Origin of the sequence: Amycolatopsis sp. NPDC004169 (assembly GCF_040610315.1) — a bacterium.
Classification (GTDB): Bacteria; Actinomycetota; Actinomycetes; order Mycobacteriales; family Pseudonocardiaceae; genus Amycolatopsis.
Genome location: NZ_JBEXMD010000027.1, coordinates 23,859 through 46,176, shown reverse-complemented (window position 1 = coordinate 46,176; position 22,318 = coordinate 23,859). Strand labels below are relative to the sequence as shown.

At 74.1% G+C, this 22,318-nt stretch carries 17 protein-coding genes; 4 read left to right on the top strand and 13 right to left on the bottom strand.

Annotation, left to right across the window (positions count from 1 at the left end; all coding sequences use genetic code 11):
- Together ABZX11_RS30755 and ABZX11_RS30750 are read right to left on the bottom strand one after the other, a co-directional pair.
- On the bottom strand, positions 1-1,563 hold the full coding sequence (locus ABZX11_RS30755; RefSeq protein ID WP_354919445.1) for a DUF2207 domain-containing protein: 1,563 nt from the start codon (positions 1,561-1,563) through the stop codon (positions 1-3).
- A gap of 3 nt (positions 1,564-1,566) precedes the next feature.
- The gene (locus tag ABZX11_RS30750) at positions 1,567-3,276 is read right to left on the bottom strand and encodes a DUF2207 domain-containing protein (RefSeq protein WP_354919442.1); all 1,710 of its coding nucleotides are present in this window, start codon (positions 3,274-3,276) and stop codon (positions 1,567-1,569) included.
- Positions 3,277-3,506: 230 nt separating this feature from the next.
- Between ABZX11_RS30750 and ABZX11_RS30745 the strand changes: the two genes are divergently transcribed.
- Complete coding sequence (locus tag ABZX11_RS30745; protein ID WP_354919439.1) at positions 3,507-4,856, top strand: neutral zinc metallopeptidase; 1,350 nt, start codon at positions 3,507-3,509, stop codon at positions 4,854-4,856.
- 6 nt (positions 4,857-4,862) lie between these two features.
- On the opposite strand, the gene ABZX11_RS30740 is transcribed toward ABZX11_RS30745, so the two are convergent.
- Positions 4,863-5,789, bottom strand: coding sequence for an RDD family protein (locus tag ABZX11_RS30740; protein ID WP_354919436.1), 927 nt, complete (start codon positions 5,787-5,789; stop codon positions 4,863-4,865).
- Between the two features lie 33 nt (positions 5,790-5,822).
- Here ABZX11_RS30740 and ABZX11_RS30735 point away from each other — a divergent pair, with 33 nt between their 5' ends.
- Entirely contained in the window at positions 5,823-6,830 is a 1,008-nt protein-coding gene (locus tag ABZX11_RS30735) for a stage II sporulation protein M (protein WP_176172898.1), read from the top strand.
- Here ABZX11_RS30735 and ABZX11_RS30730 read toward each other — a convergent pair.
- Genes ABZX11_RS30730 through ABZX11_RS30710 form a run of 5 tightly spaced genes read right to left on the bottom strand, consistent with a single transcriptional unit; the run spans position 6,827 to position 12,070 of the window.
- On the bottom strand, positions 6,827-8,119 hold the full coding sequence (locus ABZX11_RS30730) for a DUF58 domain-containing protein (protein WP_176172899.1): 1,293 nt from the start codon (positions 8,117-8,119) through the stop codon (positions 6,827-6,829). The two genes, ABZX11_RS30735 and ABZX11_RS30730, sit on opposite strands and share 4 nt — an antisense overlap.
- A 1-nt stretch (position 8,120) precedes the next feature.
- Positions 8,121-9,092, bottom strand: coding sequence for a MoxR family ATPase (locus tag ABZX11_RS30725; RefSeq protein ID WP_176172900.1), 972 nt, complete (start codon positions 9,090-9,092; stop codon positions 8,121-8,123).
- Positions 9,089-10,228 carry a DUF4350 domain-containing protein gene (locus ABZX11_RS30720; protein WP_354919431.1) on the bottom strand — a complete coding sequence of 380 codons (1,140 nt, stop codon included), beginning with the start codon at positions 10,226-10,228 and terminating at the stop codon, positions 9,089-9,091. Before ABZX11_RS30720 ends, ABZX11_RS30725 begins: the two co-directional genes overlap by 4 nt.
- Positions 10,229-10,265: 37 nt before the next feature.
- Positions 10,266-10,907, bottom strand: coding sequence for a DUF4129 domain-containing protein (locus ABZX11_RS30715; protein WP_176172902.1), 642 nt, complete (start codon positions 10,905-10,907; stop codon positions 10,266-10,268).
- Positions 10,901-12,070, bottom strand: a complete 1,170-nt coding sequence (locus ABZX11_RS30710) for a proline-rich domain-containing protein (protein ID WP_176172903.1) — start codon at positions 12,068-12,070, stop codon at positions 10,901-10,903. Before ABZX11_RS30710 ends, ABZX11_RS30715 begins: the two co-directional genes overlap by 7 nt.
- Before the next feature lie 298 nt (positions 12,071-12,368).
- On the opposite strand from ABZX11_RS30710, the gene ABZX11_RS30705 reads away from it, so the two are divergent.
- On the top strand, positions 12,369-13,343 hold the full coding sequence (locus tag ABZX11_RS30705; protein ID WP_354919427.1) for a neutral zinc metallopeptidase: 975 nt from the start codon (positions 12,369-12,371) through the stop codon (positions 13,341-13,343).
- Here ABZX11_RS30705 and ABZX11_RS30700 read toward each other — a convergent pair.
- Both ABZX11_RS30700 and ABZX11_RS30695 read right to left on the bottom strand, forming a co-directional pair.
- Positions 13,336-13,770 carry a hypothetical protein gene (locus tag ABZX11_RS30700; RefSeq protein ID WP_176177934.1) on the bottom strand — a complete coding sequence of 145 codons (435 nt, stop codon included), beginning with the start codon at positions 13,768-13,770 and terminating at the stop codon, positions 13,336-13,338. The genes ABZX11_RS30705 and ABZX11_RS30700 overlap by 8 nt on opposite strands.
- 81 nt (positions 13,771-13,851) lie before the next feature.
- Complete coding sequence (locus ABZX11_RS30695; protein WP_354919424.1) at positions 13,852-14,931, bottom strand: potassium channel family protein; 1,080 nt, start codon at positions 14,929-14,931, stop codon at positions 13,852-13,854.
- Between the two features lie 79 nt (positions 14,932-15,010).
- Here ABZX11_RS30695 and ABZX11_RS30690 point away from each other — a divergent pair, with 79 nt between their 5' ends.
- Entirely contained in the window at positions 15,011-15,379 is a 369-nt protein-coding gene (locus ABZX11_RS30690) for a hypothetical protein (protein ID WP_176172906.1), read from the top strand.
- A gap of 103 nt (positions 15,380-15,482) precedes the next feature.
- On the opposite strand, the gene ABZX11_RS30685 is transcribed toward ABZX11_RS30690, so the two are convergent.
- Genes ABZX11_RS30685 through ABZX11_RS30675 form a run of 3 tightly spaced genes read right to left on the bottom strand, consistent with a single transcriptional unit; the run spans position 15,483 to position 22,296 of the window.
- Positions 15,483-18,713 carry an ATP-dependent DNA helicase gene (locus ABZX11_RS30685; RefSeq protein WP_354919421.1) on the bottom strand — a complete coding sequence of 1,077 codons (3,231 nt, stop codon included), beginning with the start codon at positions 18,711-18,713 and terminating at the stop codon, positions 15,483-15,485.
- A complete protein-coding gene (locus tag ABZX11_RS30680) occupies positions 18,710-19,069 on the bottom strand; it encodes a hypothetical protein (protein ID WP_354919418.1) in 360 nt (119 codons plus the stop codon). The genes ABZX11_RS30685 and ABZX11_RS30680 overlap by 4 nt, the downstream gene beginning before the upstream one ends.
- A gap of 53 nt (positions 19,070-19,122) precedes the next feature.
- Positions 19,123-22,296 carry an ATP-dependent DNA helicase gene (locus ABZX11_RS30675; protein WP_354919596.1) on the bottom strand — a complete coding sequence of 1,058 codons (3,174 nt, stop codon included), beginning with the start codon at positions 22,294-22,296 and terminating at the stop codon, positions 19,123-19,125.
- Between the last annotated feature and the right edge of the window lie 22 nt (positions 22,297-22,318).

Below are 22,318 nucleotides of genomic sequence, written 5' to 3'. Positions count from 1 at the left end.
CTACGACGGCGAGGCGGTGCTCTGCGTCCCGACTGGCTGCTGAGAAGGGGTGTCACCGGCCGCGCCGTCGAGCAGGCGGCCGCGGCGGGCGGCGGCGAACGTCCCCGCCAACCCGGCCGCGAAGGATCCGGCCTGGTCAGGGGTGATGTCGCCGGCGTGCCAGTAGACCCGCGGCGGGTGCTTCAGGCCGTCGAACCCGGCCACCCAGGGGGCCAGTTCGCCCAGAGCGAGCGCGTACGGCAGGCCGCGGGAGAAGACCAGCTCGCGCTGCGGCTTGTCGAAGTCCTTCGCCCGGACCGCGGCGACGCCGCGGAGCCGGCGGGCGACCTCGGCGCCCGCTCGCCGCCGCGCGGGCAGGGCGGCAGAAGCGGCGACGGCGGCGACCCCCGCCAGCGCGAGGATCAGGCCGAGCTGGGCGTACCCGACGGTCAGGGCCAGCAGGGCGGTGAGGAAGACGCCGTAGCAGGCGATCCGGATCCCGGCCCGGCGAAGCCGCCGCGTCCCGAACCAGCCCCGCCGGACGAGGTCGGCCTCCAGCTCGGCGCGGGGGATTTCGACGCGTCGCTGCCGCAGTTCGGCGAGCGTCACCGTGTCGTCCGGCAGGACGGCCTCGAAGACAGCACGTTCGAAGGGCGACAGGTGCTCGTCGGCGGGGTTGCGGCGGGTCAGCCGGGTCCCGTCCTCGCTCACCCAGAGGTAGTTGCGGACGGCGAGGTCGAGCACGGTCGCGGCCAGGTCGAGCGGCCCGGCCCGGCCGCGCAGGAGGACCCCGGTGTGGCCGGGCAGCACCCCGGCCGGGGACGCGAACCCGCCGTTCGCGGCGAGCAGGCTCACCTTGTCCGGTTCGCCTGCGCGGGAGTCACGACGGCGGGCCGCCCCCACCAGCGCGGCCGCGATCAGGAGCAGCGCGCCGAAGGCGACCCAGGCCCAGCCGACCGGGGCGGTGAGCACGAACGCCCCGGCGATCGTCTTCGCCGGGACCAGGACCTCGTCGGCGGGCACGGTGCCCGCGGGCAGCTCGACGGTCGCCGTCATCCGCTGCCCCGCGGCGAGGTTCTGCTGGCTGAAGCGGGTCAGCCCGGCGTGGTCGATCTGCGCGGCCGCGCAGGGGAAGTCGCCGGCGGTGCAGTCGACCGCGGTGGGGATCTTCGGCGCGGCGAAGGAGGCGCGGAGGAACTTCAGCTCGGCGCTCCAGCCACCGGCCAGCTCCCAGGTGACCCGGTCGCCGGCCACCGCACCGTCCACTGTGTACCGGACGACCGAGGTGCCCGCGGTGAGGTGCACGGTGAACACGTCGTCGTCGACGCTCGCCGTCCCGCGGCCTTCGAGGACGACGTCCCGGACGCCGTAGACGCGGTCGCGGTGGTGGGCCGCGGGGACGCGCAGCGCGACCCGGCGGTCCATGGTGAGGCCGTCGGGAACCGAGATCGCCTCGACGACCGACAGCGAGCCGTCGCGCTCGACCTTCAGCTGGATCTCGGCGCTCTGCGGCACCGTGGGCAGGGGCGGCTGGTCCGCGGGGCCGGCGGCCAGGGCGAGCGCCAGCAGCGCCCCGGTGAGCACGCCTCAGCGGGCCGCGGCGGCGGTGAGCACGCCGTCGAGCGCGGTCAGGAACGACGGGAAGTGCGCGCCGAAGCGGCGCAGGTCGGGTTCGGCCTCCATACCGCCGTACCAGTACAGCCCGGCCGAGCCGTCGGCCGCCGGGTTGAGCGCGGCGAAGGCGCCGAGCCAGCGTTCGGTGTCGCCCAGCACGACCGCGTACGGCAGCGAGCGGGAGAACACCAGCTCGCGGTCGGCGGGCGGGATGTCCTCGGCGCGCGCGGTGTGCAGGTAGTCGAGCAGGCCGCGGACCTGCCCGGCCAGCGCCCGGCCGCGGGCGGTGCGGGACGGCAGCAGCGCGGCCACCGCGACGACGGCGAGCCCGGCCAGCGCGACGGCCACGCCGAGCAGCGCGTACCCGATGGTGAAGGTGAGCACCGCGATGGCGGCAAGGCCGAGGGTGAAGATTCCGGCGCCGAGCCAGGTCAGCCGGCCGCGGGCGGTGTCGGGGCGGCGGGAGAACCAGCGCTTGCCGACGACGTCGGCGTACATCGCGTCGCTGATCCGGCGCAGGTCGAGGCCGCCGCGGGCGCGCAGCTGCGACACGAGCACGGTGTCGGTGCCCGGCGGCAGCAGGGTTTCGCAGACGGCGCGCTCGAAGTCGTGGAGGTGCTCGTCCGGCGGGTTGCGGCGGGCGATCTGCCAGTCCGGACCCGGGACTTCGGCCAGCCACAGGTAGTTGCGGACGGCCAGGTCGACCACGGTGGCGCTGATGTCCACGACGTCGACGGTCTCGTCGACGACCGTGCCGACCTGCCCGGGCAGCACGCCGTCCGGGCTGGCGAAGAAGACGCGGTCGCCGTCGCGCAGGAGGACCTCGACCGGCCCGGTGGCGGCGCGCAGCGCGCCGGCGTCCTGCTTGCGGCGGCGCCACACGAAGAGGGCGGCCGCGACGAGGAAGGCGAGCAGGACGGCGAAGGCGATGCCGGTCAGTGGCGTGAGGGCGAAGGCGTTGGCGAGCAGGCCGATGGCGGCGAACTCCGCGTTCGCCGGCGTGGTGCCCGCGGGCAGGCCGACGAGGAGGTCGACGCGGTCGCCGGGGCGGACGTCGTTCTGTTCCAGCCGCACGACCCCGGTGTGGTCGAGCTCGGCGAGGGTGCAGCGCTGGCTCGAGCCGACCGGGCCGGCCAAACAGTCCACAGGGGACAATTGCGGCGAAGGGGCGAGCAGCGACGCGGTCAGCTTGGCGACCGGGGTGTCGAAGCCGCTGCCGACCTGCCAGCGGGCCTGCTGCCGGCCGCCCTGGTCGGCGACGGCGCCGTCGACGGTGTAGCTGACGCTGCTGGTGCCGGCCGGGAAGGTGAGGACGAGCTGGTCGCCGGTGAGTTCACCGGTGGCGCCCTCGGTCTTGACGTCGCGGACGGCGAAGACGCGGTCCTGGTCGTCGCTCGCCGGGACCTTCAGCGGGACGCGCGAGGTGAGGTGCTGCCCGCCGGGGACGGTGACGCGCTCGGTGACGGAGAGGGTGCCGTCGCGCAGGAGCTTGAGGGCGACGTCGGCGGTGGTGCCTTCCGGCCGGGCGTCCTGGCCGGTGAGCAGCTGGGGTTTCTTGACCTGGTCCTCGGGCTGGTTCGGCAGGACGGGCCCGGCCGAAGGCCCCTGCGCACCGGCGGGCCCGGCGGCAGCCACCACGGCCACGACGGCGACCGCGGCGGCGACCGCCCATTTCTTCGACACAGCACCACACCCTAGAGCACCCGATCTATGCTGACGCCCGGAACGGCGCGATCACCGCAGGTACGCCGCTTCCGACGGGGAAATCGCACGGGGGGTTCCACTCGATGACGCACGGCCCGCAGGGTCCCGGGGGCGGTCCTGGCCCCGGTCCCGGTCATGGCCCCGGATCCGGATCCGGTCCCGGTCACGTCCCTGGCTCCGGCCCAGGTCCGCACGATCCGCGCCGCCCGGTGCCGCCGCCGGGAGCGCGGCCGCTGCCGCCGCCCGGGGTGCGGCCGCTGCCGGGGCAGGGTGGGCCGCCGGGCCGCTTCGGAGCGCCCGGGCCGGGTGGCCGGCCGGTCCCCCACGGTGCTCCCGGGCCGGCCGGGCCCGGCACACCCGCACCGCCGAACCCCTTCGGGGCACCCGGCGGGCCGGTCCAGCCGCACGGGACTCCGTACGGTCGCCCGCTCCCGCCGCCCGCGCGGGCTCCGCTGCCACCTCCCGTCGCCGCGCCGCCGCCCGTCTTCACCCCCGGCTATGCCGCGCCGCCCTCCTTCGGGCCGCGGTTCGCGCCCGGCTACACCCCCTACGTCGCCAAGAAGTCGAACACCGGTGTCATCGTCGCCGTCGCCATCTTCGCGATCGTCGCCGTCGCCGGTGGGCTCATCGCCGCCGTGGCGCTGTCCGGCAACCACAAGCGGCACGTCGCCGACGCCGGCTACGCCAGCACCTACCCGACCACCACCGAGGAAACCACCACCGAAGCGACGACCACCACCGCCGCGAGCACGTCGTCGGCCGAAGAAACCACGGCCACCCGCACCACCGAACGGGAAACCCCGACCTCACCACCGCCGTCCGGGCCGCGGTCGGTCGTGGCCACCGGCGACAACCCGCTCTTCGCCCGCGCGGACTACGGCCTGCAGAACATCCCGTGCTCACTCAGCCGCTGGGCGACCGACCAGGCCAGCGTCCAGCGGTTCTTCCAGTCCGGCATCGGCTGCCTCGACGCGATGTGGTCGCGCATGCTCGGCGCCGCCGACCTGCCGTTCAAGTCGCCGAACCTGTCGGTGCCGCGGTCGCTGTCGGAATCGTCGACCCCGTGCGGCAGCGGGGGCACGACCACCGGCGTCACGCCGTTCTACTGTTCGGCGAACAACACGATCTACATGCCGATGGACCGCATCGAGCTCGACGTGTGGGGCAACCACCCCGGTCCGTACCTGTCGATCCTGGCCCACGAGTACGGCCACCACGTGCAGAACATGTCGGGCATCACCGAGGCGTTCGCCAACCAGCGCTACGACGCGGGCGCCGACTCCGCGGCCGGCCTCGAACTGTCCCGCCGGCTGGAACTCGAGGCCCAGTGCTTCTCCGGCATGTTCCTCGGCTCAGCCTCGGTCTCGGGCGGCTCGGTCGACAAGAACGTCTACAACGAAGCCTGGAACGCCCAGGACCGCGGCGACGACTACGCCCGCAACGGCAAACGCGACCACGGCAGCGCCAGGCACAACATCAGCTGGTGGCAGCACGGCGCCACCAAGAACCGCAACCAGCAGTGCAACACGTGGCTTTCGCCCTCGGGCGACGTCTCGTAGCGCCGGTCAGCTCGGCGGGGTGAACGGGTTCTCCACCGGCACCGGCGTCCCGGACGGCGGGGTCGGCGGCTCCGGCGGGACACCGCCCGGCTGCGGCCCCGGCCAGGAGGGCTGAGCCGCCTGCGGCCCCGGGTACGGCTGGTAACCCGGCCGCGTCTGGGCGACGTACGCCTGGAACGCCCGCGCGTGGTCCCGGTTGCGCCGCTCCGCGAGCACCGCCGACAGGAACGCCCACGGCGGCACCCCGGGCGGCACCGGGGTGCCCAGCGCGTTGCCCACCTGCTGCGCGAGCCCCCAGCCGAGTGCGTGCGACGCTTCCGGCCGCAGCTCGCGGAACCGGGCCAGGAACTGGCGGCTCGCCAGCGCGAGGTCGTCCGGGAGCCGGGTCAGGTCGAGCTGGGCCGCCCAGCCCTCGAGGCCCGGCGGCATCGCGATCGGCGCGTGCGCCGCGCCGTCCGGGACGCGGTCGCGGACCACCAGGGTCCCGGCCAGGAAGTCGCCGACGCGGCGGCCGTTCGACGAGCACAGCGACACGATCACCGCGACCGCGCCGAACAGCCCGAGCGCCCAGAAGTCCACGACGAACCCCGCGAGCCCGCGGACCAGTGCGTGCCGGAACCGGATCGGGCCGCCGTCGACGCGCACCACCCGCAGGCCCACCGCCATCTTGCCCAGCGAACGGCCCCGGGTCAGCGTCTCGGAGATGACCGGGTAGCCGACCATCACCAGCACCAGGCACACCAGCAGCAGGGCGACGAACAGCGACTCGTCGCCGGTCTGCACCGTGAACGAGAGGATCAGGGCCGCCCCGATCAGCAGCGCCACCTGCAGCAGGACGTCCAGCGCCAGCGCCAGCGCGCGGCTGGCGAGCTTGGCCACGCGCAGGTCCAGGACGACCGCTTCGCCGGTGACCAGCTCCGATTCCTCAAGCACGGGTCCAGCGTATCGACGGATAGGGTGGCCGGTGTGGATGTGGACGTCTTCGTCGCCGCGCACTCGGCGGAGTGGACCCGGCTCGGCGAGCTGGTCCGGCGCGGCGGCAAGCTGACCGGGCCCGAGGCCGACGAGCTGGTGACGCTCTACCAGCGGACCGCGACGCACCTGTCGATCGTGCGGTCGGTCGCGCCGGACCCGGCGCTGCTCGGCCGGCTGTCGGACCTGGTCGCGCGCGGCCGGTCGGCGGTCTCCGGGTCGCACAACCCGGCGTGGCGCGAGGTCGCCCGGTTCTTCACGCGCCGCTTCCCGGCCGCCGTCTACCTGTCCCGGCGCTGGTGGATCCCGGCCGCGCTGGTGTCGATCGCGGTGATGGTGGCGATCGCCGTCTGGGTCGCGCGCGACCCGGTCGTGCGGGCGTCACTGGGCTCCGCGGCCGAACTGAACGAGCTGACCAAGCCGGGCGGCGACGCGGAGTCCTATTACTCGACCGGGCCGGCGGCGTCCTTCGCGGCGCACGTGTGGACGAACAACGCGTGGGTGGCGGCGACCTGCCTGTTCCTCGGCGTCGCGCTGGGCCTGCCGGTGATCGCCGCGCTCTGGATGAACGCGCTCAACGCCGGGGTGATCATCGGCGCGATGAGCGCGGCCGGCCGCGGCGACGTGATGATCGGTCTCCTGCTCCCCCACGGCCTCCTGGAGCTGACGGCGGTGTTCGTCGCGGCCGGAACGGGCCTGAAGCTCGGCTGGACGGTGATCGACCCGGGCCGCCGCTCCCGCACGGCGGCGCTCGCCGAGCAGGGCCGGTCGGTGGTGGTGATGGCGCTCGGGCTGACGTGCGTGCTGTTCGTGACCGGGGTGATCGAGGCGTTCGTGACCCCGTCGGGCTGGCCGACGTGGCTGCGGGTGGGCATCGGCGTGGCGGTGGAAATCGGCTTCCTGGTCTACGTCTTCACCCTCGGCAGGCGCGCGGCGAAGGACGGCGAGGTCGGCGACCTCGACGCCCGCGACACCGGGGACGCACTGCCCGAAGCGGCCTAAAGCCGTCCGGCGGCTTTCAAGGCCAGGTACCGGTCCGCCAGCGCCGGCGGCAGTTCCTCCGGGACCGCGTCCACCACACTCACCCCGTGCCGCACCAGGCGCTCGGTCATCCGGCTGCGCTCGGCCGTCGTGCGAGCGGCCGACGCCGCGTCGTAGACCGCTTCCGCGTCGCCGCGGGCCGTCAGCATCTCCGCCACCCGCGGGTCCGCCACCGACGCCACGATCAGCTCGTGGCGGCCCCGCAGCGAGCTCAGCACCGGGAACAGCCCTTCCTCCAGCGGCGCCGCGTCCAGCCCGGTCAGCAGCACGACCAAGGCGCGGCGGCGCGTCCGCTGCAGCACCTCCGCGATCATCCCGCGCGCGTCCGTCTCCACCAGGGACGGTTCGAGCGGGGCCATCGCGTTCACCAGCGACGTCAGCAACGACGCTCCCGACGACCCCTGCACCGCCGCCCGCAGGCGCCGGTCGTAGGCCAGCAGGTCGACGCGGTCGCCGGCCCGGGAAGCCAGTGCCGCCAGCAACAACGCCGCGTCCATGGCCGCGTCGAGGCGCGGTGCGTCGCCCACCCGGCCCGCCGAAACGCGGCCGGTGTCGAGGACCAGCACCACGTGCCGGTCGCGCTCCGGCCGCCAGGTCCGGACCATGACGTCGGCCGCCCGCGCGGTCGCGCGCCAGTCGATCGACCGGACGTCGTCGCCGATGACGTACTCGCGCAGCGAGTCGAACTCCGTGCCCTGGCCGCGGATCAGCACCGCGTTGCGGCCGTCGAGCTGCTGCAGCCGCGCCAGCCGCGACGGCAGGTGCTTGCGGCTGTGGAACGGCGGCAGCACCCGGACCGTCCACGGCACCGCGTGCGAACCCTGGCGCGCGGCCAGACCCAGCGGGCCGACCGACCGGACCGTCACCCGCGCCGCCGTCCGGTCGCCGCGCCGGGTCGGCCGCAGCGAGGTCACCAGCGCCCGCCGCTCCCCCGCCGGGACGCGCAGCGCATGCCGGTCTTCGGCGCCCGCGCTGGGCGGCCACGCGTCCCGCAGCTGCCCGCGCACCGCCCGGCCGCCCGGGTTCGCGACCACGAGCCGCACCTCGCACGGCTCGCCGAGCCGGACCGACGTGTCGCCCGAGCGCGCGAACGCCAGCGCCCGCACGCTGCCCGCCAGCGCCAGGTCGGCCAGGACGAGCACCAGCAGCACCGCGCCGACCACCAGCAGCCCGGTGACCGACGGCAGGAGCAGCCCGACCACCAGCGCCCCGAACAGCGCCAGCAGCCCGAGCCTTCCGGTGACCGCCATGTCAGCGCGGCACGGGCACGGACGCGAGCACGCGGTCCAGCACGCCGTCCGCGGTGACGCCCTCGAGCTCGGCCTCCGGCCGGACGTCGAGGCGGTGCCGCAGCGCGGGCCGGGCGAGCGCCTTGACGTCGTCCGGGGTCGCGTAGTCGCGGCCGGCCAGCCACGCCCACGCGCGGGTCACCGCCAGCAACGCCGTGGCGCCACGCGGGGAAACGCCGATCCGCACCGAAGGCAGCGACCGCGTCGCCCGGCACAGGTCGACGACGTACCCGATCACCTCGGGCCCGACCGTCACCCGGGCCACGGCTTCGCGCGCGGCCGCAAGTTCCGGGGCACCGGCGACCGCCTTGAGACCGGCCGCCGCGAGGTTGCGCGGGTCGAAGCCCTGCGCGTGCCGCCACAGGATGCCGATCTCGTCCTCGCGCGAGGGCGCCGGCATGGTCAGCTTGAGCAGGAACCGGTCCAGCTGCGCCTCCGGCAGCGGGTAGGTGCCCTCGTACTCCACCGGGTTCTGGGTGGCGATCACGATGAACGGGTCCGGCAGCGGCCGCGACTTGCCGTCGATCGAGACCTGCCGCTCCTCCATCGCCTCCAGCAGCGACGACTGCGTCTTCGGCGGCGTCCGGTTGATCTCGTCGGCGAGCAGCAGGTTGGTGAACACCGGCCCCTCGCGGAAGGAGAACTCGCCGCTGTGCGCGTCGTAGACGATCGACCCGGTGACGTCGCCGGGCATCAGGTCCGGGGTGAACTGCACGCGCGTGGTCTCCAGGTCCAGCGCCGCGGCCAGTGCCCGCACCAGCAGCGTCTTCGCCACGCCCGGGACGCCTTCGAGCAGCACGTGGCCCCGGCAGAGCAGCGCCAGGATCAGCCCGGTGACGGCGGCTTCGTTGCCGACGACGGCCTTGCCGACCTCGGCGCGCAGCGCGATCAGCGCGTCGCGGGCCCCGGTCGCGTTCTCGGTACCGCTGGTCAAGTTCGCCCTGCCTCTCGTTCCACCTGATCGAGTTCCCCTGCCAGCCGGACCAGCGCGGGGTCGTCGGGCACCGGCGGGCCGTAGAGGACCGCGCCGACGTCGGCCGCCTGCCGCCCGGTCCGCGTGCTCACCGACTCCACCAGCGCCGCCGGATCGGCGTCGCGCGGCAGGCCCAGCGCGGTGCGCAGCCGGCCACGGGCCGCTTCCCGCAGTGTCTCGCCCGCGTGCCCGGCCGCCTTCGCCCGCCGGTACAGCCGCGCGCGGCCCTCGGCCGTCTCGGCCGCGCGGACCACGATCGGCAGCGGCTCGGTGACCACCGGGCCGAGCCGGCGGGCCCGCCACAACGCCAGCAGGGCCACCGCGACGAACGCCTGCGCGGCCCCGTAGTACCAGCCGTCCGGGATCAGGTCGAAGATCGACCGGCGGGAGTTCTCCAGCGCCGGGTCCGACGCCGACGGCAGGTACCAGACGAGCTTCGGGTGCGCGCCGAGCAGGCGCAGCGCCAGCGCCGCGTTGCCCTGTTCGCCGAGCCGCTCGTTGGTCAGCGGCGCCGGCGTGCCGAGCAGCGTCGTCGTGCGGTCCCCCTCGGCGAGCTGCAGCAGCGTGCCGCCGCCGTCTTCGCCGGGGTAGCACGAGCGCGCGCCCGGCGAGGCGTAGCCGATCCCGCCGAGCGTGGCGTCGCCGGCCGCGACCGCCGCGGCGACCGTGCACCGCGGGGACAGCGTCCCGACTTCGCTGCGCCCGGCCGGGTGCACCAGCGGCAGCGAATCGCGCAGGGTCACCTCTCCCGGCGTCACCAGTACGACGTCGGCCGCGCGCTCCCGCAGCGCGTCGAACCGCGCGCCCGGGGCCACGTCCGGGGCGGTGACCAGCAGCGTTGCGCCGTCACCGGTTTCGGCGTCCGCTTCGGCGGCCGTGCGCACGGTCCGGACGTCGACGCCCTGGTCCTTCAGCAGCTTCACGAGCGCGTGCGCGCCGCCGGGTTCGTACGAGCCGGGTTCGAGGCCGCCGTAGGCCTGCTCGCCGCGGCCGAGCAACAGCAGCGCCCCGGCGACGAAGATCAGGGCGAGGAGGGCGAGCGGGATACGGGCACCGCGCCAGATCCGGCGCAGGTCCGGCGAAACCGCGGTGCTCATGCCGCCTCCGCGCCAGGGAGTACGCCGGCGGTGGTCGTCACGGGGCCGCCATGGCGACCGGCCGCGCACGGCGGCAGTGCTCGTCCAGCTCGGTCAGCGTGCGGTACGCGGCTTCGGTGCCTTCGCGGCCGCCGTAGTGGACGTCGTCGAAGAGCCGGGCGCCCTCCCGCAGCCGCCCGGCGACGTCCGGCAGCAGCACGCCGGCTTCGGCGGCGGCCTCGTCCGCCGTCCGGCCGGAGCGGATGTCGAGCAGCGCGCGTTCCTCCAGGGACCGCACGACGGCGCGGAAGCGGTCGCGCACGGCGTCGTCGAACCGGCCCGCGGCGGCGGCCTCGCCTGCCGACCGGCGGTAGTCGGCGGCGCTGCGGCGCTGCCCGCCGAAGACGACGCGGCCGGCCCGCGCCGCCCGGGCGACCTTGCCGGTGCGCAGCCGGATCACCACGACCAGCACGATCAGCAGCGCGAGGATCAGCACCACGCCGAAGATCCCGCCGGGCACACCCGAAGACAGGCTGTTCAGCAGCTTGTCCAGCTGCTCGCCCAGCCACCGGCCGACCTCCTGCAGGAAGCTCGGCCGGGCGTCCCGGTACTTCGGGTCGGAAAGTTCCTGCTCGGCCGCGCGGCGGGCCGCGTCCCGGTCGATGTCGACCGGGACGTCCGTCAGCCGGAAGGTCACCATGCCTGTGGCGGCTGCACCCCGGCGGCGCGGGCCAGTTCGATGTCCATGCCTTCGCGGCGCATCCGCTGGTCGAGGTAGACGATCACGGTGACCAGCGCGACGAACGGGATCGCGATGGTGCCGGCGATGATCTGCCCGGCCGAGGCCAGCAGCAGGTCACCGGTGCTCGGCACGGTCACCTTGCCGGGGGTGAACATGCCGCTGAACATGCCCGTGCCGAGGGTGAACGGCAGCTGGATGATGTTCTCGAAGAACGACTCGATGATCCGGGCCAGCAGCAGCACACCGAGCACCCGCCAGAACGCGCCGCTGACCAGCTTGACCGAGCGCGAGAACGCGGCGCGGAACGTGCCGCGCTCGAGTACCAGCGCCGGGGCGGCCAGCGCCCAGAACACCCAGACGACCACGCCGGGGATGATGCAGAGCATGACGCCGATGGTGCTCAGCAGCGCGTAGACGAACGCCACGCCGAGCAGCGGCAGCAGCCGCGGCTGCACCTCGCCCCAGGCGATGCCGAAGGTGACCTCGCGGCCCAGTGCGGCGCGGCCCATCACCGCGGCCATCAGGCCGGTGGTGACGGTCAGCAGCAGCGTCTGCACCAGCGTCGAGGAGATGAGCACGATGAAGAGGTCGCCGAACGTGCCGAAGAGGGCGTTGCGGAGCTCCTCTTCGGTCGCCGCCGGGCCGAGGTCGACCGTCGTGGCGAAGCTCTCCAGGTCGGTGAGCACGTACTTCTGGAGGACGAAGGTGAGCGCGGCGCTGAGCACCGCCACGACCGCGCCGATGCCGAGGATCAGCAGCGCGTGCCTGCGGATCGCGGTGATCGCGCCGTCGAGGATGTCGCCGATGTTGAGCGGCCGCAGCGCGATCACGCCGGGCTTGCCGAGCCCGTGCGGGCTCCAGCGCGGCTGCTGGTACTGCGGCTGCTGCCCGGTGAACGGCGGCAGCGCGTCCGGCCGGTAGCCGGGCCCGTGCTGCCAGCCCGGGGGCGGGGTCGTGGGAGCCGCCTGCGCGTCCGGCGCCTGCCACCCGCGCGGCGGCGTCGGCGGTGACGCGGCGTGGTCTTCGGGCCGCTTGGACTCACCCGATCCGGGGGTCTGAGCCGCGGGCACGCCCTGGCTCGGAGTCGGCGTGTCGGCGCCCTCGCCACCGGTGTCTGTCATCGAAGCCCCTCGCCTGCAGTACCTGCTTGGCCACACTCTCTCAGAGCCGGTTGTACCCGGCCAGACCTGGGGTGACGTCGGTGCGCCGTGACGCGGTGCGCACGGACGGGTGCGAGAGGGCCCGTTCCCCCGATATGCTGAATGGCGGGATCGGGTACCCCCGGTCCGTACCGAGACCCTTCGGGACTGCCTAGTGACGCAACCGCCCCCCGGCCAGGTACCGCCCCGCGGAACCGTCCAGCCGCCGCCGGTGCCGGATGCGCAACCGGATCTCCCGTGGCTGGGCCGACCGCACACCGTGTCCGCGCCGAAGCGCCGTTCCCCGGCGGCGGTGATCGGCGTCAGCCTCGGCGCGGTGGCCGTGCTGGTGCTCGGCCTGGTCGCGATCGTCGCCCTCAACCGCGACGAAACCCCACTGGCCAACGCGAACTTCCGGGACGTCCCGACCTCGCAGGACGTCCCCCCGCAGCAGCTCCCGCCCGGCGGCGCGGGTGCCCCGGCGTCGGCGTCCGACCCGGCCACCGAGCTCTCCACGCCCAGCCCGACCGGTCCGCAGAAGATCCTCAAGCTGGCCGACCACCCGATCCTGCAGGACCCGAACGCCGGGCTGCAGAACCGCGTCTGCGCGCTGCCGGCCTGGCAGAGCACGCAGGCGGGCGCGGAGGCGTTCTTCACGGCCGCCAGCAAGTGCCTCGACGCCGCCTGGGGCCCGTTCCTCGAGGCCTACCACCTGCCGTTCACCCCGCCGTCGCTGCACTTCCCGACCGGCGCGAGCTTCGAGACCGAGTGCGGCACCATCCAGGTCGGCATCGCGACGGCCGCGTACTACTGCGAAAACAACCTGTACGTCCCGTTCCGCGGCCTGCAGACCGACCAGTACGGCAACAACCCCGGCGTCTACCTGGCCCTGTTCGCCCACGAGTACGGCCACCACGTGCAGGAGGTCGCCGGGCTGATGGACGCGGCCTGGCAGAAGATCTACGAGGCCGGCCAGAACAGCCCGGCCGGCCTGGAGATGTCGCGGCGCAAGGAACTGCAGGCCCAGTGCTTCTCCGGGATGTTCCTCGGCGCGCACGTCGACCAGGGCGGCACGATCACCCGCGACATGTACAACAAGGCCTGGAACGACCAGGAGACCCGCGGCGACAACACCTCCCGAAGCCACGACCACGGGACGAACGCGCACTACGCGTCCTGGTGGCGGGCGGGCGCGACGAGCAACCGGATCGCCGACTGCAACACCTTCGCGGCGCCGTCGTCCGAGGTCAGCTAGCGGTTTTGGGCGCGGCCGCCTTGGGCCGCAGCGGGATGCTCAGCCAGAGGTGGACGAACATCCCGCCGGAGAAGCACGCGAACACCAGCAGCGCCAGGCCGAGCGGGCGGCGCGCGTCGGACGCGCCCATCGACGTGTCCGCGAGGGTGACCGTGACCGCGCCCTGGTCCGGCAGCGACTCCGGGACGGCGACCTCGACGCGTTCGCCCTGGCCGTGCCCGCAGCCGTCGAGCGTGCCTTCGTGGCTCTTCCCGGCGACGGTGAACTTCACGGTTTCCCTGGCGTCGGCCTGGCCGCAGGGCGCCGGCTTGGTGACTTCCGCCTGCACCGGCGCGCCGAGGACGTCGTTGCCGATGCCGAGCAGCCCGGGCCCGGCCAGCCACGCGAGCAGCACGACGAGCACGCCCGCCGCGGCGGGGATCGCCACCGTGGGCCACGTGAGGGCGAGGGATCGCGGGGGCACCCGGCCATGGTTCCAGATCCCGCGGGCAAAACCCAGGTGCCCTGGTCAGCGTTCGATCTTCTCCGCCTGGGTGACTTTTTTGACGTAAAGGAGCTTGTCGCCCGGTTCGATGGCGTCGGCCTGAGGGGCGTCGATGCGGTACAGGACGCCGTCGCGGACCAGGCCGAGGACGAGGTCGGACAGGTGCCGCGGCGAACCGCCCTCTTCGGACGGTTCGACCGCCCGCTCGGCGATCGCCAGTCCCGATTCGGGCGTGAGCAGGTCCTCCATGATGTCCACGACCAGCGGCGTCGACGTCGCCATGCCGAGCAGCCTGCCCGCCGTCTCGCTGGAGACGACGACCTGGTTGGCGCCCGACTGCTTGAGCAGGTGGACGTTCTCCGCCTCCCGCACCGACGCGACGATGTGCGCCTTGGGGGCCAGCTCGCGCGCGGTGAGCGTGACGAGCACCGCCGTGTCGTCCCGGTTCGGGGCGACGACGACCGCGCGGGCGTGCTGGACCGCGGCCACGCGCAGCACGTCGGACCGGGTGGCCGACCCGTGCACGGCGACCAGGCCGAGCGCGCTCGCCGCGTCGAGGGCCGCCTGGTCGGTGTCGACGACGACGATCTGCTCCGGGGCGATGTTCTCGTCGCCGAGCAGGGCGTTGACGGCGGACCGGCCCTTGGTGCCGAACCCGACGACGACCGTGTGGTCGCGCACCTTGGTCCTCCACTTCTGGATCTTGAACGCCTGGCGGGAGCGCTCGGTGAGCACTTCCAGGGTGGTGCCGACCAGGACGATGAGGAAGAGCACCCGCAGCGGGGTGATGACCAGGACGTTCACCAGCCGCGCGGACGACGTGGCGGGCGCGATGTCGCCGTAGCCGGTGGTCGAGAGCGAGACGGTGGCGTAGTAGAGGCTGTCGAGCAGGGACAGGCCGTCGCCGTTGGCGTCCCGGTAGCCGTCGCGGTCGACGTAGACGATGATCACCGTGGCCAGCAGCGCGAGCAGCGCACCGATGATCCGCTTGACGATCGAGCGGAGCGGGCTGACCGTCAGCTCCGGCATCCGCAGGACGCCGACGAGCTCGTGGTCGGGCCGATCGGTGAGACTGCCCAGCGGCAACCGTTTGAGGGCCTTCATGCTGGCTCGTGTCGAGCGTCACTCACGCCCGGAGGATAGCCGAACCGGACACCGCGCCGCCGCGTGAAACGATGAGTTCATGGCAACCTCGCAACGGCCCGCGCACGTGTTGGCGGGCGCGCTGGGCTTCATGGGCGTCCTGCACTTCGCCGTCCCCAAGCCGTTCGACGGCCTGATCCCGGCCTCGCTGCCGGGCTCGCGGCGGGCCTGGACGTACGGATCGGGGGTGGCCGAGCTGGCGGTCGCGGCCGCGGTGGCGACGCCCCGCACCCGCCGTCTCGGCGGTCTCGCGGCGGCCCTGCTGTTCCTGGGCGTCTTCCCCGGGAACGTGAAGATGGCGGTGGACGCATCTTCGGCCCCGGCCCCGCAGCGCGCGATCGCCTGGGCCCGCCTCCCCCTGCAGTGGCCCCTGATCGCCTGGGCCCTGAAGGTCCGCGACAACGCGTAACTCGCGTGATTGAGTCCGCATCTCGCGTGATTGAGTCCGGAACTCGCGAGTTACGTCCCTAATCACGCGAGTTACGCCTCTGATCACGCGAGATCCGGCTTGATCACGCCTCGGGGAGGTCGCGGAGGAGGCCGCGGAGGGCTTCCGGCTCCAGCAGGTCGGCCGGGCGGATCGTGCGGTTCGCGCGGACGTAGTGGAACGCCGCGCGGACCCGCTCCACCGGGACGTCCTTCAGCGCCGCCCACGCCATCCGGTAGGCCGCCAGCTGGACCGACAGCGCCGGGATGCGGGACTCCGGCGGGACCGAGCCGGTCTTCCAGTCGACGACCGTCCAGCCGCCGTCCGGGTCGGCGAAGACCGCGTCCATGCGGCCGCGCAGGGTGATGCCCTCGACGTCGGCCGAGAACGTCACCTCCACCGCCACCGGGACCCGCGTCGCCCACTCGCTCTTCTCGAACTCCGTCTGGAGTTCCTCGAAGTCCGCGTCCGGGGCCTCGCCGAAGTCGGCCGCGCCCGGGAGGTCGTCGATCTCGATCAGCTGGTCGCCCGCGAAGCGGCGTTCCAGCCAGCCGTGGAACTCCGTGCCGCGGCGGGCGAAGCTGTTGGGCTCCACCGGGAGCGGACGGCGCAGGTCCGCCGCCAGCCGGGCGGCGTCGTCGGCCAGTGCGACCAGCTGGCTCACCGAAAGCCGCGACGGCAGCGGCACCCGGTGCACGTGGTCGTCCTTGCGCGCCCACTCCTCCAGCAGGACGTCGGTGTCGGTCAGCCAGCCGTCCGGATCGTCGTCCTCCTCGGGTTCGGACGACGCCAGCGCCTCGGACACCAGCTCCACGCCGGTCTGCACGCCGGTGCGGCGGTCGCCCAGCGGGTCGACCGGCCAGCGCGCCGCCCGCGAGTCCGACACCAGCGGGTTTTCGTCGTCCTCCGTCGGTTTCGGCGCCCACTCGGCGAGTTGCCCGACACCGGTTTCCCGCAGCACATCGGCGATCTCGGTGAGGTACTCCGACGGCCCCTTCGCCCGGCTGCTGCTTTCGTTCCACCAGTGCCCGGAGACGATCAGCGCGTGCTCCGACCGCGTCAGCGCGACGTAGCAGAGCCGTCGTTCCTCGGCCTGCTCCCGCTCGACGAACCCGGCCTCGTGCAGTTCCAGTCCTTCTTGGACTTCCTTGCGGTCGTAGCCCTCGGCGATGTTCAGCGGCGGCAGGTCCTCGGCGTCCCCGCGCAACGCGGCGGGCAGCGACGTCGCCGTCCGCAGCCACGACGACGACCGCCGCCGTCCCGGGAAGACGTCCTGCACCAGGTGTGGCACCGCGACGACCTCCCATTCGAGGCCCTTCGCCGAGTGCACGGTCAGCACCTGCACCCGGTCCGGGACGACCTCGACCTCGCCCGGGGTGAGCCCGTCCTCGGCGTGCGCGGCGGTGTTCAGGTAGTCCACAAAGGACAGCAGGGTCGCCGTCGGCGCGGTCTCGGCGTAGTCGGTGACGACTTCGGCGAACGCGTCCAGGTGCGCCCGGCCCGCCGAACCCGGCCGCGCCAGCGATTCGACGTCCAGCAGCATGGTGCGTTCGACGTCGGCGACCAGCTCCGGCAGCGACTGGTCGAGCCGCCGCCGCAGCGCGGCCAGCTCCCGGCCGATCCGCCGGATCCGCTGGTAGCCCTCTTCGGAGTACCGCTCCGGGGCACCCGGCTCGTCGATGGCGTCGATCAGCCCGGCCTGCTCGACGCGCTCGGCGACGAGCTCCGGCGCGTCCGGCTTCTCCGGGCTGGACAGCTCGCCGGCCCGCCGCCACAGCGCGGCGACGTCGGCCGCCGAGAGCCGCCAGCGGGCGCCGGTCAGCAGCCGGGCCGCCGCGCTCCCGGACAGCGGGTCGGCGAGCACCTTCAGCGTCGAGACGAGGTCCGCGACTTCGGGTTCGTCCAGCAGCCCGCCGAGCCCGACGACCTCGACCGGCAGCCCGCGCGCCCGCAGTTCGGCGGCGATCGGGGCCATGTCGGCGCGGCGCCGCACGAGCACCGCGGCGGTCGGCGGCTTGCCGGCCTGCTCCTGGTGGGCGTACCAGCGCCGGGCGAGGGCGTCGGCGACCCACGCGCGCTCGGCGCGGATGTCCGGCAGCAGCGCGCAGGCGATGTCCGCGGGCCCGGCGCCTTCGCGCGCCCGCAGCCGTTCGACGCCGAGGCCGCGGGCGCGCAGCGGTTCGGCGATCGCGTTCGCGAGGTCGAGGATCTCCGGCGGGTTGCGGAAACTGTTCAGCAGCCCGAATTCGTGCGCGGGGACGAGCCGTTCGCCGTCGGAGCGCGGGAAGTCCGTGGTGAACCGGGGCAGGTTCGCCGCGCTGGCCCCGCGCCAGCCGTAGATGGCCTGCGCGGGGTCCCCGACGGCGGTGACCGGCATCGGCGGGTTTTCGACGCCGCCGAACAGCGCGCGCAGCAGCACGCGCTGGGCGTGGCCGGTGTCCTGGTACTCGTCGAGGAGGACGGCGCCGTAGCGTTCCCGCTCGCCGCGCACGACCGACGGGTACCCGCCGGCCAGCTGGGCGGCCAGCGACATCTGGTCGGCGAAGTCGAGCGCGCCTTCGTTGCGCTTGCGGCGGTGGTAGTCGTCGACCAGCGGCAGCAGCGCGAGCCGGAAGTGCTGCGCGGCCATGATTTCGGTGAGTTTCTGCGGCAGCGCGGCCCGCTGTCCCTTGGCGCGTGGCGCGTTCTCGATGACGCGGCACAGCCAGGTCGTGTACTCGGCGAGCTGCTCGGTCGAGATGAGGTGCTCGCCCAGCTCGCCGGCCAGGGCGAGCAGGTCGGCGGTGACGGTCGGCGGGACGCGGTCGGTGTCGAGCTCGTTGTCCCAAGTGGACACCACGCGGTGGGCGATCTGCCACGACGACGTTTCCGAGAGCAGCCGGACGCCGGGCTGCACCGGCAGGCGCAGGCCGTGTTCGGACAGCAGCCGCCCGGCGTAGGCGTGGTAGGTGAGGACGGTGGGTTCGCCGGCGACCACGGTGGCCCGCAGGCCGCCGGTCGGGTCGAGGCGGTCGAGCAGGCCGGAGCCGGCGAGGCGGCGGAGCCGGGCGCGGACGCGTTCGCCGAGCTGGCGCGCGGCTTTGCGGGTGAAGGTGAGGCCGAGGACGCGGTCGGGGCTGACGATCCCGTTGGCGACGAGCCAGACGACCCGCGCGGCCATGGTTTCGGTCTTCCCGGCCCCGGCCCCGGCGACGACGAGCGAGGGTTCGACGGGCGCGGCGATGACGGTGGCCTGCTCGGGTGTCGGCCGGTGCAGCCCGAGCGCATCGGCGAGTTCGGCGGGCTCGACGGGGTTGGCGATGAGGAGCGGGCTCACGCGCGCACCTCGGAAAGCCCCGGCCCGCCGGCCGGCTCACACGCGGCGGCTGAACTCACCAGGTAGTTCATCACTCCTCGGCCCGGCAGCCTCTTCCGCCACGCCGCTGAACTCACCGGATAGTTCATCGCTCCCCAGCCCGGTAGGCTCTCCCGCCACGCCGCTGAACTCACCGGATAGTTCATTGCTCCCCAGCCCGGCAGCCGCTCCCGCCACGCCCCTGAACTCACCGGATAGTCCATCGCTCCCCAGTCCGGCAGCCGCTCCCACCACGCTGCCGAACTCACCGGATAGTTCATCGCTCCCCAGCCCGGCAGGCCCGCCCGCCACGCCCCTGAACTCACCAGATAGTCCATTGCTCCCCGGCCGGACCACTTCTCCCCGCCACCGAGCGAACTCACCGGATGGTTCACGGCCCCGGCACCTGCCGCCCCTCGGGCCGGAGCGGGCAGCAGCCCCGCGCCGGGCAGCGGTCGCAGTCCACGTTCTCCTGCGCCTGGTAATCCGGCCCCGCCGCCGAGGCCGCCGCCTTCTGCACCAGCTCGAGCCACTGCTTGCCGGCCACCTCGTCCATCGGCGGCTGGGACCGTTCCGTCGACCCCGTCTTGTTGTTCGCCTTCGCCACGTACACCAGCCGCGCGCCGCCGGCCTCCGTGCGGCCCTCGATCGCCCCCAGCAGCACCGCCAGCTGGTAGGCCGCCAGCTGCGGGTGCGCCTCGGCCTCCGCCCCCGACACCGGGACCTTGCCCGTCTTGATGTCCACGATCACCGGCCGTCCCTCGGAGTCCAGCTCCACCCGGTCGACCCGCCCGCGCAGCAGCACCCGGACCTCGTCCGAACCCCCGGCGGGCAGCTCGACCTCGATGTCCTGCTCGACCCCGGCTTCCTTCAGCTCCGCCCGGCTGCGCTCCAGCCACGTCGTGAAGTTCCGCAGCATCTGCTCGACCCGCCGCCGCTCCCGCCGCGAGAACCACGGCGCCCCGGCGTCGACGCGCACCCAGGCCTCGTCCAGCGCCCGCTGCAGCTCCGCGTCCGTGCTACCCGAAGCGACCGCCTGGGCGAGCCCGTGCACCAGCGTCCCGGTCACCGCCGCCAGCTGGGCCGGGTCGCTGCCGCCGTGGCGCTCGATCATCCAGCGCAGCGGGCACTTCGTCAGGATTTCCACTGTGGACGGTGAGATCCGGATCAGGTCGCCCGGCGGGTGCACCGGCTCGTCGCTGGAGGCCGGCAGCAGGCCGTACCACGTCGACGGGTGCGCGCCGGGCACCTTCGCGTCGGCCAGCCGGGCCAGCTGCTTCGCCGCCCGGCGCCGCCGCGCGGGGTCGGCCTTGTCGTCGCAGACCACCTCGCGCAGCTCGCCGACCAGCTCGGCGAGCACCAGCGACCGGCCCGGCGGCTTCATCCGCGAGTCGAGCCCGCCGTCGTCGGCGCCGTTCTCCTCCAGGTCGTCGAGGAACCGGGACGGCTGCTCGTCCTCCCCCGACACCGCTGTGACCAGCAGCGTCTGCTTCGCCCGGCTCATCGCGAGGTAGAACAGGCGCCGCTCCTCGGCGAGGATCGGCGCGGTCTGGGAGACGGCGTCGTCGTCGACCCCGGCCATCAGGTCCTTGAGCCGTTCGACGCCCAGCACCGAACCGCGCAGCCGCAGGTCCGGCCACGCGCCTTCCTGGACGCCGGCCACCGCGACGACCGTCCACTCGCGACCCGCGGCGGCGTGCGCGGTGAGCAGCGAGACGCCGTCGGACGGGACCGCCGCCGGCGCCAGCGTGTCGCCTGCGATGCGTTGCGCGCCGAGGTAATCGGCGAAGGAGGCGACGCTCGCCCGCGGCAGCCGGTCGACGTACCGGCCCGCGGCGTCGAACAGCGCGACGACGGCGTCGAGGTCGCGGTCGGCCTGCGCGCCCAGCGACCCGCCGCGCTCGACCTGTTTCAGCAGCTTGTCCTGGAGCCCGCTTTCCCGCCACAGCTGCCACAGCACCTGCTCGACGCCCTCACCGCGCGCGACGGCGTGGTGCGTGGTGCGCAGCAGCCCGCCGACCCGCCGCACCGGCTCGGCCTCGGCGTCGGCCAGCCCGGCCAGGATGTCGCCGCCGCGCAACGCCTCCACCAGCAGCTCGTCGCTCGGCCGCTCGCCGCCGCCCGCCAGCTCCAGCCGGCGCAGGCCGCGCCGCAACCGCCGCAGCGCCAACGGGTCCGCGCCGCCGAGCGACGACGACAGCAGCATCTCCGCGAGGTCGACGTCCAGCAGTTCCGGCGACGGCGCGAGCTTCAGCACGGCCAGCAGCGGCCGCACCGCGGGCTGCTTGGCCAGCGGCAGCTCCTCGGTCGCCGACCCGATCGGGACGCCGGCGGCGCGCAAAGCTCGTTGCAGGACGAGGAAAGTCCGGGCCGGCGACCGGACGAGCACGGCGATCTCCGACCACGGCACGCCGTCGACGAGGTGGGCGCGGCGGAGCTGGTCGGCGATCCAGCTCGCCTCGGCGGCCGGGGTCGGCATCACGCGGACGCGGACGTTGCCGCCGGTGGCCCCCTTGGGCGGCACGATCTTGCGGTGCGGTGACGCGCCCGGCAGGGTCGCGCCGATCTTGGCCACCGCGAGCCGCACCGCCGGGGCCAGCCGGTGGGCCGTGGTGAGCGTGACGGTCCGGCTGCCGTCCGGATCGACGTCGGCGAACAGCCGCGCGTCGGCGCCGCGGAAGGAGAACACGTTCTGGTCGGGGTCGCCGGCCACCACGAACTCGGCCGCGGTGTGCCCGATCACCCGGACCAGGCTGGTCTGCAGCGGGTCGAGGTGGTGGGCGTCGTCGACGAACAGGTGCCGGACGCGGGTGCGCTCGCGTTCGCGCAGCTCGTCGTCGTCCTCCAGGGCGAGCAGCGCGGAGGTGACCAGCTCGGCGGCGTCCAGCGCGGGCGCACTCGCCACGCCGAGCGCGTTGCCGCCCGCGCCCTGCAGCTGCGTGACTTCCTCGTACTGCGCCCAGAACTGCCCGGCGGCGATCCATTCCTCGCGCCCGCGGCGGCGACCCAGTTCGGCGAGGTCACCGGGGCCGAGACCGCGCTCGGCCGCGCGCATCAGCAGGTCACGCAGCTCTTCGGCGAAGCCGGGGACCATCAGCGCGGGCCGCAGCTGCTCGGGCCAGTACTCGGCGCCTTCGTCGAGGTCACCGGCCAGGAGCTCGCGGACGACGACGTCCTGCTCGGCCCCGGCCAGCAGCCGCGGCGGCGGCAGCTCCTCGGCCATCGCCTCCAGCCGCAACAGCGAGTAGGCGTAGGAGTGCACGGTGCGGACCAGGGGTTCGCGGACGGTCCGGGGCAGCGGCCGCGCCAGGTCGGGGTCGGCGGTGAGCCGGCGGGTGATGTCGGCGCGCAGCGCGTCGGCGGACTTGCGGGAGGTGGTGAGCACGAGCACGCTCTCCGGGTCGGCGCCCTCGGCGATGCGGCGGGTGGCGGCCGAGGCCAGCAGCGCCGTCTTGCCGGTGCCGGGACCGCCGAGCACGCGGAGGAACCCGCCGGGTGCGGAGAGCACGCGCCGCGCGCCTTCGTCCCAGGTGAACGCGGGTGTGGCGGTGTTCGGCGTGCGCACCAGCCGCGCGTCCGCCTGCGCC